This window comes from Vibrio sp. 10N.222.54.A3 (assembly GCF_041474095.1).
Lineage (GTDB): Bacteria > Pseudomonadota > Gammaproteobacteria > Enterobacterales > Vibrionaceae > Vibrio > Vibrio crassostreae_C.
This window is the reverse complement of the sequence record NZ_JBFRTN010000122.1, coordinates 1-10,964: the sequence shown is the minus strand read 5'-3', so window position 1 is coordinate 10,964 and position 10,964 is coordinate 1. Positions and strand designations below refer to the sequence as shown.

At 44.3% G+C, this 10,964-nt stretch carries 8 protein-coding genes and 1 tRNA gene; 5 read left to right on the top strand and 4 right to left on the bottom strand.

Going from position 1 to position 10,964, the window contains the following annotated elements; all coding sequences use genetic code 11:
* Positions 1–84 precede the first annotated feature (84 nt).
* The 3 genes from AB4507_RS20755 to pepA all read right to left on the bottom strand — a co-directional run bounded on the left by AB4507_RS20755 (position 85) and on the right by pepA (position 5,130).
* Entirely contained in the window at positions 85–2,958 is a 2,874-nt protein-coding gene (locus AB4507_RS20755; RefSeq protein ID WP_372155188.1) for a valine--tRNA ligase, read from the bottom strand.
* A 102-nt stretch (positions 2,959–3,060) separates the two neighbouring features.
* Complete coding sequence (locus tag AB4507_RS20750; RefSeq protein WP_017071288.1) at positions 3,061–3,510, bottom strand: DNA polymerase III subunit chi; 450 nt, start codon at positions 3,508–3,510, stop codon at positions 3,061–3,063.
* A gap of 99 nt (positions 3,511–3,609) precedes the next feature.
* The gene (pepA, locus tag AB4507_RS20745) at positions 3,610–5,130 is read right to left on the bottom strand and encodes a leucyl aminopeptidase (RefSeq protein WP_017058936.1); all 1,521 of its coding nucleotides are present in this window, start codon (positions 5,128–5,130) and stop codon (positions 3,610–3,612) included.
* A 192-nt stretch (positions 5,131–5,322) separates the two neighbouring features.
* Here pepA and lptF point away from each other — a divergent pair, with 192 nt between their 5' ends.
* Positions 5,323–6,423, top strand: coding sequence for an LPS export ABC transporter permease LptF (lptF, locus tag AB4507_RS20740; RefSeq protein ID WP_136989327.1), 1,101 nt, complete (start codon positions 5,323–5,325; stop codon positions 6,421–6,423).
* Positions 6,424–6,426: 3 nt separating this feature from the next.
* Positions 6,427–7,497 (top strand): LPS export ABC transporter permease LptG, encoded by a 1,071-nt coding sequence (lptG, locus tag AB4507_RS20735; RefSeq protein WP_017058938.1) that lies wholly within the window; start codon positions 6,427–6,429, stop codon positions 7,495–7,497.
* Positions 7,498–7,561: 64 nt separating this feature from the next.
* Here lptG and AB4507_RS20730 read toward each other — a convergent pair whose 3' ends face one another.
* On the bottom strand, positions 7,562–8,038 hold the full coding sequence (locus tag AB4507_RS20730; RefSeq protein WP_017058939.1) for an RDD family protein: 477 nt from the start codon (positions 8,036–8,038) through the stop codon (positions 7,562–7,564).
* 194 nt (positions 8,039–8,232) lie between these two features.
* On the opposite strand from AB4507_RS20730, the gene AB4507_RS20725 reads away from it, so the two are divergent.
* From AB4507_RS20725 to AB4507_RS20715, 3 genes are all read left to right on the top strand, one after another.
* Positions 8,233–8,317 (top strand) — tRNA-Leu (locus AB4507_RS20725).
* A 586-nt stretch (positions 8,318–8,903) separates the two neighbouring features.
* The gene (locus tag AB4507_RS20720; RefSeq protein ID WP_017055297.1) at positions 8,904–9,311 is read left to right on the top strand and encodes a VOC family protein; all 408 of its coding nucleotides are present in this window, start codon (positions 8,904–8,906) and stop codon (positions 9,309–9,311) included.
* A gap of 83 nt (positions 9,312–9,394) precedes the next feature.
* Positions 9,395–10,648 carry an HD-GYP domain-containing protein gene (locus AB4507_RS20715; RefSeq protein ID WP_017063746.1) on the top strand — a complete coding sequence of 418 codons (1,254 nt, stop codon included), beginning with the start codon at positions 9,395–9,397 and terminating at the stop codon, positions 10,646–10,648.
* Positions 10,649–10,964: the final 316 nt, after the last annotated feature.

Here is a 10,964-nt window from a genome sequence, read left to right as displayed (position 1 = left end):
CGATGAACCTAAAAAAAGGCTGGTCACCAAGACCAACCTTTCTATTTAGACCGAGAAGTTTGAAGCCTTCTCGTTCACTCGGTTTTAAAGCGCAGCGATTGTCGCTTTTTGCTCTTCAAGCTTAACAAGAGTTTCCTTGTAGCCTTCAAGCTTTTCACGCTCTTTCGCGATAACTGCTTCTGGTGCTTTAGCAACGAAACCTTCGTTACCTAGCTTACCTTCGATACGTTTAATCTCGCCGTGAGTCTTAGCGACTTCTTTATCTAGACGAGCAAGCTCTGCATCTTTGTCGATAAGACCCGCCATTGGGATCATCAACTCAGATTTGCCAACCAGTTTAGTTGCACAAGCAGGAGTCTCTTCACCATCAGCTAGAACTTTAATATCGTCTAGCTTAGCTAGAGAAGTAAGAACGATCTTGTTCGCTTCGATACGAGCGGCATCTTTCTCATCAGCAACCTTGATCATTACTTCTAAGCCTTGGCTTGGTGCAATGTCGTATTCCGCACGTAGGTTACGGATAGCAGTGATGAAAGTCTTAACCCATTCGATGTCGTCAACGATCTCAGCATTGAAGTTAGCTTCATTAAACTGAGGAAGCGCTTGAGTCATGATTGTCTCGCCTTCAACGCCGTCTACTAGCGGCTTAACGCTCTGCCAGATAGATTCAGTGATGTAAGGAAGAACAGGGTGAGCAAGACGCAGAGTCTTCTCAAGAACCGTGATAAGCGTGTAACGAGTCGCTTGTTGTTGAGCTTCAGTACCTTTCCAAAGAACAGGTTTAGTTAGCTCTAAGTACCAGTCACAGAATTGGTTCCAGATGAATTCGTAAAGCGTGTTTGCTGCCATGTCTAGACGGTAGTTGTCTAGGTGAGCATTAAACTCTTTCGCTGCAACTTCAAACTGAGACTCAATCCACTTATCGGCTAGAGAGAATTCCATGTTTGCACGGTCTTCTACAGACAGTGACATGCCACAGTCGTGCTCTTCTGTGTTCATCAGTACGTAACGGCTTGCGTTCCATAGCTTGTTACAGAAGTTACGGTAACCTTCAAGACGCTTCATGTCCCAGTTGATGTCACGGCCAGTTGAAGCCATAGCAGCAAGAGTGAAACGCAGTGCGTCAGTACCGTAGGGTTCGATACCGTTTTCGAATGTTTTACGTGTGTTCTTTTCGATCTTAGCAGCCAGTTTAGGTTGCATCATGTTGCCACAACGCTTCTCTACTAGCTCTTCAAGGCCGATGCCGTCAATCATGTCGATTGGGTCAAGTACGTTACCTTTCGACTTAGACATCTTATCGCCGTTTTCATCACGGATAAGACCTGTCATGTAAACAGTTTTGAAAGGTACTTGAGCCTTGCCATCTTCGTCTTTCACGAAGTGCATGGTCATCATGATCATACGAGCAACCCAGAAGAAGATAATATCAAAACCAGATACTAGTACTTCAGATGGGTGGAATGTTTTCAGTGCTTCAGTATCTTCAGGCCAGCCTTGTGTGCCGAACGTCCAAAGTGCAGAAGAGAACCAAGTATCCAGTACGTCGTCGTCTTGCTTAAGCACAACAACAGGCGCTAGGTTGTTCTTTTCACGAACTTCTTCTTCAGTGCGACCTACGTAAACTTTACCATCGTTGTCGTACCATGCTGGGATACGATGTCCCCACCAAAGTTGACGAGAGATACACCAGTCTTGCACGTCACGCATCCACGCGAAGTACATGTTTTCGTACTGCTTAGGTACGAATTGGATTTGACCATCTTCAACGGCTTTAACTGCTGGCTCTGCAAGAGGAGCTGTGCGCACGTACCATTGGTCAGTCAGCATTGGTTCGATAACCACGCCACCACGGTCGCCGTAAGGGACAGTTAGGTCGTGATCTTTGATCTCTTCAAGAAGACCAAGCTCATCGAATTCAGCAACGATAGCTTTACGTGCAGCAAAACGCTCCATGCCTTGGTACTTAGCAGGGATATCTGTTGAGTAAACATCGCATTCTTCGCCGTTCGTTGTGAAGACTTCCGCAGCATCACGGATATCAGCGTTGAACGTTAGGATGTTGATCATCGGTAGGTTGTTGCGCTTACCCACTTCGTAATCGTTAAAGTCATGAGCTGGAGTGATCTTCACACAACCCGTGCCTTTTTCCATGTCTGCGTGCTCATCGCCTACGATAGGGATAAGACGGTTTACAACAGGAAGTAGGATTTCTTTGCCGATAAGATCTTTGTAACGAGGATCTTCTGGGTTAACAGCAACACCAGTATCGCCAAGCATGGTTTCTGGACGTGTAGTCGCAACAACGATGTAGTCTTTACCATCAGCCGTTTTAACACCGTTCGCTAGCGGGTAGCGGAAGTGCCACATGAAACCTTTTTTGTCTTTGTTTTCAACTTCAAGATCCGAGATTGCAGTGTGCAGTTTAGGATCCCAGTTTACTAGACGTTTACCACGGTAGATTAGGTCTTCTTCGTATAGACGAACAAACACTTCTTGAGTCGCAGCCGATAGGCCGTCATCCATGGTGAATCGTTCACGATCCCAATCTACAGATGCACCAAGACGACGAAGTTGTTGAGTGATCGTGCCACCTGATTCGCCTTTCCATTCCCAGATCTTGTCGATGAAAGCTTCACGGCCGTAGTCGTGTTTTGTTTTGCCTTCTTCGGCAGCAATCTTACGCTCAACAACCATTTGAGTTGCGATACCAGCGTGGTCAGTACCCACTTGCCAAAGCGTGTTTTTGCCTTTCATACGTTGAGCACGGATAAGCGTATCCATGATCGTATCTTGGAACGCGTGACCCATGTGTAGGCTGCCAGTGACGTTCGGTGGCGGGATCATGATGCTGTAAGCTTCTTTTGATGTGTCACCGTGTGGCTTAAAGTAGCCTTTCTCTTCCCAAGTCTTATACAGAGCTTGTTCGATTGATGTTGGGTTGTATGTCTTTTCCATAGTGCTCTTAAACGGATACTGTGAATGGTTAATCGTGGTCAAACTTCATAAGTGAAGCTTCTTGAATCTAAATCCAAAGATAGCTTTAACTATGAGGTTTGACTATGGATGTTGAATCTCGATAGTTTGTAGCTGATATCCAGCCTGACGGTAAATTTTATACCTTTCTCGAGCGAGTTGCTTAGCTTTTTCTTCGCAAGGGACGAAGTCTATCACCTGAGCAAAGGCGTTCGCAAAGGTTGTATGATTATCGGCCAGATTAATTACGAGCTGACGATTCCAATTATGTTTTACGCCTTGATAGCCAATTTCGATGTTGGTTGAATACTTCGGGCCTTCGCCAACCAAGTTGTGCGCAATAAACTCACTGGGCTCGACTTGCCAGAAAACTTCAGCAATACGCTCGGCATGCTCTTTGTCATTACAGTTGAGGTAAAGTTTAGCGCCTTGTTTCGCAAAGTGCTGAGCAAGAAACAGCACATAGTGAGCAAAACCATCTTCGCTGGCTTGCGGGCTGTCTGAAGGCACAATGTAAAATGTAGCAGTCTGCATACTTAATACTCGAACTGAAAATCGTGGATATCAATGTTACTTGGTTAACAGGGTCTAACAAATAGCGCTTATTAAAAAAGGGCCCGTAGGCCCTTTTTATTATTTTGAAGATTGCTCTTCAGTCTCTTGGCCGCTGCGGTTCAATAAGAATTGGACTAGCATTGAGACAGGACGACCTGTCGAGCCTTTCGCTGCGCCTGACTTCCAAGCAGTACCAGCACTGTCGATGTGTGCCCAGTGGTACTTCTTAGTGAATTTAGACAGGAAGCAACCAGCAGTAATTGTGCCGCCAGGACGGCCACCGATGTTCGCCATATCAGCGAATGGGCTGTTTAGCTGCTCATGGTACTCGTCTGCCATTGGTAGACGCCATGCACGGTCACTTGCTTGCTCTGAAGCATTAACAAGTTCGTGAGAAAGTGGGTTGTGGTTCGATAGAACGCCACTGATGTGGTGACCTAGAGCGATAACACATGCGCCAGTTAGCGTAGCAACATCGACAACACAGTCAGGTTCAAAACGCTCAACGTAAGTTAGAGCATCACATAGAACCAAGCGACCTTCAGCATCAGTGTTGAGTACTTCAACCGTTTGGCCTGACATTGTCGTTAGGATATCACCTGGACGGTAAGCATTGCTGCCCGGCATGTTTTCACAACCGGCTAGGATACCAACCACGTTAATAGGCAGGTTCAGCTTAGCCAGTGCTTTCATTGTACCGAATACAGACGCCGCACCACACATGTCGTACTTCATCTCATCCATGCCTTCACCAGGCTTAAGCGAGATACCGCCTGAATCGAAAGTCAGACCTTTACCTACTAATACAATCGGCTTCGCATCTGGATCCGGAGCGCCTTTGTATTCCATGATAGACATCATCGATTCATTTTTAGAGCCACGGCCAACTGCTAGGTATGATGTCATACCCAGTTTTTCCATCTCTTCTTCGCCAATGATCTTAGTCTTCACTGTCTCGTAATCGTCGGCTAAACGACGAGCTTGAGAAGCAAGGTAAGCAGGGTTTGCGATGTTTGGTGGCATGTTGCCTAGATCTTTCGATGCTTTCACACCTGAAGCAATAGCAAGGCCGTGAGAGATTGCTTTCTCACCCAGGCTCAATTCGCGACGTGTTGGTACATTGAATACCAATTTACGTAGTGGGCGACGAGTCTCTGGCTTGTTGCTCTTGAATTGGTCAAATGTGTAAAGACCATCTTTAGTCGCTTCTACCGCTTGGCGAACTTTCCAATAAGTGTCGCGACCTTTAACGTGAAGTTCTGTAAGGAAACATACAGCTTCCATAGAACCTGTTTCGTTTAGTGTACTGATGGTTTTTTGGATAATTTCTTTGTATTGACGCTCGCCTAGCTCACGTTCTTTACCACAGCCTACCAGTAGAACACGTTCTGAAAGTACACCAGGTACTTGATGCAGTAGTAGCATCTGGCCAGGTTTACCCTCTAGATCACCGCGACGAAGCAGTGAACTAATGTAGCCATCGCTAATCTTATCTAATTGCTCGGCTACTGGAGAAAGGCGGCGCGGTTCGAATACACCGACAACGATACATGCGCTGCGCTGTTTCTCTGGGCTGCCACTTTTTACACTGAACTCCATGCGTACTCCTACATCCTGAAGACAAATCGAACTAAATGTTAGATAATGGGTTCTTACTTGTTGGATCCTATAATGGAACTAACCTTAAAGAAGAACGCTAACACTTAGCTAAAAATTTAAAAAAATAAAAGGTTCAACGGGAAATTATAGTGATTCAATCAAAAAAACAAGTTTTGTATAGGTAATTTGAGCGTGATTATTGTTAGATATTTGATCCGCGAGACAATCAAGAGCCAATTTGCGATCTTTTTTGTTCTCTTTCTCGTGTTTCTCAGCCAAAAATTCATCAGTGTTTTAGCGGATGCCTCTGATGGTGATATCCCTGCGAGTCTTATATTGTCGATTGTTGGCTTAAATATGCCAGCGATGGGCCTATTGATGCTTCCACTCAGTATCTATATTGGTATTTTGCTTACTTTTGGTCGCCTTTACGCTGAAAGTGAAATAGTCGTAATGAACGCGACTGGTATTGGTAATAAATTCCTTATTCAATCTGCACTTTACTTGGCCTTAATCACAGCATCTGTTGCTGCTTTTAACTCATTTTGGCTGTCTCCTTGGTCGCAAGATAAAGTTGAGCAAATGTATGAAGAAGTGGCTGCAGAGAACAGTGTGGATTTACTGCCAAAAGGTAAGTTTGAAGGTACGCCGGATGGCTCTTCTGTCGTGTTTATTGATGATATCAACGGTAATAAGTTAGAAAACGTGTTCGTAGCTCAAATGCGTCCGCGTGATTCTGTACTGCCAAGTGTGATGTTCTCGAAGTCAGGTGATGTAAAAGAGCTCAGTGATGGTCGCCAAGTGATCGTAATGTACGATGGTACTCGTCATGAAGGCATTCCGACTCGCCTCGACTACAGGGTGACGCACTTTGAAGAATACGAAGGCCTGATTGGTCAGCGTGAAGTTGAGAAGAAAGGTCGAGACTGGGAAGCGATCCCTACGCTTGAACTGATTGGTAACTCAAATAATAGTGCGAAAGCAGAGTTGCAGTGGCGTATTTCTTTGGTACTTTGTATTCCATTGTTGACCATGCTTGTCGTGCCACTGTCTGCGGTAAACCCTCGACAAGGTCGTTTTGCGAAAATCGGCCCAGCAATACTGATTTATCTCACCTATTTCTTAGCAATCAGTGCAACCAAGTCTTCAATCGAAGAGGGGAGCATTCCTGCGGTAATCGGCATGTGGCCAATCAATGCGTTATTGTTATTTGTCGCGATTGGTGCCAACTTTATGGATAGCGTGCCAGTAAGGCGTTTGAAAGAAAAATTCAAGAATAAGAGGTTGGCTTAAGCCGTGTTTAAGATTCTCGATTTATATATAGGCAGAACCATCATCGCAACGACGTCACTGGTATTGGTGACGTTTGTTGGTCTCTCTGGGATCATCAAATATGTAGAACAGCTAAGAAAAGTTGGCCGTGGTACATACGATCTATTACAAGCGCTGTATTTCGTTTTATTGAGTATCCCTCGTGATATCGAAATGTTCTTTCCAATGGCTGCATTGCTTGGCGCATTGATAGGGCTTGGTATGCTTGCTGCAAGTTCTGAGCTTGTCGTTATGCAGGCAGCTGGTTTCTCTAAGTTAGATATCGGCCTATCAGTACTTAAAACAGCTATTCCACTGATGATCGTGGTGACATTGCTTGGTCAATGGGGAGCACCGCAAGCGCAGAAAATGGCTCGTGATTTAAGAACTATCTCGATTGCTGGTGGTAATATTATTTCGACGCAAAGTGGTGTCTGGGCTCGTGATGCCAATGACTTCATCTTCATTGTCAAAATCGATGACCAGAAGCTATATGGAATGAACATGTGGCGCTTTGATGAAAACAAGGCACTTAAAACCGCTATTTATTCTGACGAAGTTGATTACGTTGGAGACAACGTGTGGACGATGAAGGATGTAGAGATCACGTCTTTTGAAAACGAACTTCAAATTACTAAAGAAAGTTTACCGACTTACTCTTGGGAAACGTCATTAGCTCCAGATAAGTTGGCGATAGTAACGGTTAAACCAGAAGAGCTATCGTTAAGTGGGTTGTATGATTATGTTTCTTATCTGAAGGCGTCAGAGCAAGATGCATCACGCTATGAATTGGCGCTGTGGAGAAAGATAACCCAGCCAATTTCGATCGCGGTTATGATGTTGATGGCACTGTCGTTTATCTTTGGTCCTTTGCGTAGTGTGACCATGGGTGCGAGGATTTTGTCAGGTGTTATTGCTGGCTTTACCTTCTATATATCCAGTGAGTTCTTTGGCCCAGTGAGTTTGGTTTATCAAATACCACCCGCCTTTGGCGCAATAGCCCCGAGCGTGGTGTTCCTTGGAATTGCCATCATGCTCTTGAGGCGGAAACTGTAAATAGTAAAAAGGAAGGCATAACGCCTTCCTTTTTTGATCTTGATTGGAGCTAACTTAAATCACATTATCGTGCTTGTGGTAACACAACGACTTCGGTCTTTGCCCAGATATCGTGAAAGCCACGTTTTTCAGGATCGAATGGAACACATAGGTTTGCCAGTCCAAAACCTGAAGTACCTAAACGAATCAGCGCCTGAGTTACTGTGATCGCTGAGCCATCTTTGTTTTGAACGCGCAGCTTCCAAGCTCTCATGCCGAGAGTTTGACCAGCTCTAGTCCAGAAGAACACGAAGAAATATACCCAAACGGCGACTAAGTAAAAGGTATATGCAGGGCTCCAAATCGGATGGTTGGTTAAGAAGTCACTAACATCGGCATAACCGCTGTGGTTAAAAATGCCGAGAGCCATGAGCGCGTGCAGTAGAGCGACAATGACGCCAGCCGCCAACATTTCAATAGCGATTACGATCAGAGCGTCGTAGAACAAGGCACCAAATCGGCGCATGACTCCTGCTGGTGGCAGAGTGTTTGTTGATGTCATGTGTTATTACTTCTTTAAAAATTGAGGCGTCAGAATATAGTTTAAGGCTTAGCCTGAAAAGAGACATGACGCACAGCTTATGACTTAGTGGCGAAATTATCGGCAAACACACATGAATTCAAGTTTTTATACTTGCCACATCAGTTCGCATACGTATAATGCCAAACATCGAAAGGGCAATGCCCCAAGATAATGCCGGTATGGTGAAATTGGTATACACGACGGATTCAAAATCCGTTGCCTTCGGGCGTGGCGGTTCAAGTCCGCCTACCGGTACCATATTTAAATGACAAAGCCTCGACGAAAGTCGGGGCTTTGTTGTATCTGGGATATAGGAAGCGTTGCCTTCGCGGTGGCGGCAGGAATGCCTGTCCAATCAGTCCGCCTACCGGTACCAAACATAGAAAGGTCGCTTTTATAGCGACCTTTCGTCGTTTTGGGCGTTTGTGAATTTTAAATCCAGCGTGTCGGCTTGGATGCAAGCCCAGTCAAGTCACCTACCGGCACCATATTTAAATGACAAAGCCTAGATGAAAATCGGGGCTTTGTTGTATCTGGGGTATAGGAAGCATTGCCTTCACGGTGGCGGCAAGAATGCCTGTCCAATCAGTCCGCCTATCGGTACCAAACATAGAAAGGTCGCTTTTATAGCGACCTTTCTATGTTTTGGACGTATGTGAATTTGAAATCCGGCGTGTCGTTGCAGTTGCTCTTCAATCAGACAGATCTTGATGTTTCACTCCTAAATCTCATAATTTCCCTTCGCTATTCGATCTGATAATGAATTAATTATCTTAAATCATGATGTTACCTGTCATTCTCTTTTCTATTGTCTATGTTTAAAGGACTAACAGAGGAGATAGATATGCTGACAGTAACCCCTTACTTGTTTTTTGATGGTCGTTGTAATGAAGCGTTGGATTTTTATCACAAGTGTTTTGGTGGTGTGGTTTTATCTAAGCAGCTTTTTAGTGATGCACCACAGGTAATCGAGGGCGCTCAACCTGATTGGGTTATGCATGCTGAGTTCGAAGCGTTTGGTATGAAGCTGATGATGTCTGATGGTGTTAAGGCAAAAGAACTTGAAGGCAACAATCTCGCTCTCTCTCTTGTGACTGAAGATACCGCGACTCAAGAACAAATCTTTGAAAAGCTCAAGAAGGGAGGGCGGATAATGACTCCACTCGCAGATACTTTTTGGGGGGCTCGATTTGGCAAAGTAGAAGATAAATTCGGTATACGCTGGATGGTGCACTGCGACTCTTTAAGTTGAGCCTGTGAAATTGGATAGTGAAATTGCTGCTTGGTTTTATTAGAATTATAAATAGAGATTAATCATCAATATTATATATAAAAATGGGCAGCATAAAGATTACCGTAGATCGCATTCAGCCCGGTCTGCATATACGACTCCCCGTAAAATGGAATGAACACCCATTTTTATTCAACAGCTTTAAAATCAAAGATGACGCTCAAGTAAAAGTAATTCGACATCTTGGGATTAAGCACGTCTATATAAACCTGAGTCAAAGTGATACCTCACCTTTACCTGTTAATCACGTAGGTGAACAAGAAGTCGATATTGATTCACAGGTAAGCCTTGAAACGGAAAGAATGTGGAAAGATAAGCATGAGCGTATCGAAACCCTTAGCTCTTACCGCCGCAGGGTGAGTCATTGTGAGAGAGAGTTTGAACGTTCGCTTGCTCGAATGCGATCTGTGATGACCAAGATCCGTAACAGACCTTTAGATGCGGTAGGGGAGGTTAAGGCTCTTGTTGATGATATCGTTGAAACTCTAGTGAGCGATGATAACGTCACCTTGCACCTTATGAATGCTAAAGCAGATTTCGAAGATATTTACTTTCATACTCTAAATGTTTCGGTTGTTGCACTGATGATAGGAAAGGCCAAAGGCTATAACACACAGCAATTGAAAGACCTCTCATTCGCAGCGTTGTTTCACGATGTAGGCAAGATCAAAATACCAGTCGCGATACTAAGAAAGCAGAGTGCACTAACGGTGCCAGAAGAGAACTACCTGAAGCTTCATACTAAATACGGTGCGGATATTGTATCGGCAATTGATGACTTTCCTGAAAGTGCTAAAAAGGTGATCGCTCAACATCATGAGATGAATGATGGTTCTGGCTACCCCGAGGGCTTAAAAGAACATGAGATTGATGAATTTGCCAAGATAGTCGCCGTGGCTAATGCATTTGATAACCTTTGCCATGGTAAAACGCAATCTCAACAAATGATCCCGTATTTGGCACTGTCCCACCTATATAAGAGCTGCAAGCATCTATATAGCCAAGATAACTTGGGGCTGTTAGTTAAGTTCATGGGAGTCTATCCACCAGGAACTGTAGTACAGCTTTCAAATGACTCGATTGGGATTGTGATATCCGTTAACGCTAAACATATGCTTTATCCAAATGTACTTATCTATGATCCTAGCGTGCCAAGAACCCAAGCTCCGATCATTGACCTCTTTATTAAAGAGATCAAAATCGTTAATGCCGTTCATCCAAGCAAATTACCTGAACAAGTTCGAGAGTATCTAAACCCTAGGGCTCGTTTATCTTACTTTTTTGATAGTGGAGAGTAGTTATCCACAGGTCGTTGTGGGTAATTTGTTCGAAACTTGGGGTGAAAGTGGTATAAATAAGCCCTTGGTTGAAATGTCTTCGCTTAACCTCTTTTTTTAATAAAAAACGCATTTATTGCTTGCCAATATGAGCGGCATCTCTATAATGCCGCCTCACTGACACGGCAGACGCCACAAGGCTTCAGCGAGAAATGTTAGTAAGGCAACTAGCTTTAAGCGATGATTCGCTTCTACTTTTAGAAAGTAGGAATTAATTCCAAATAAGTGTTTGACACTGAGAATTAAATCGCTAGAATGGCCGCCTCTTCCGAAGTGA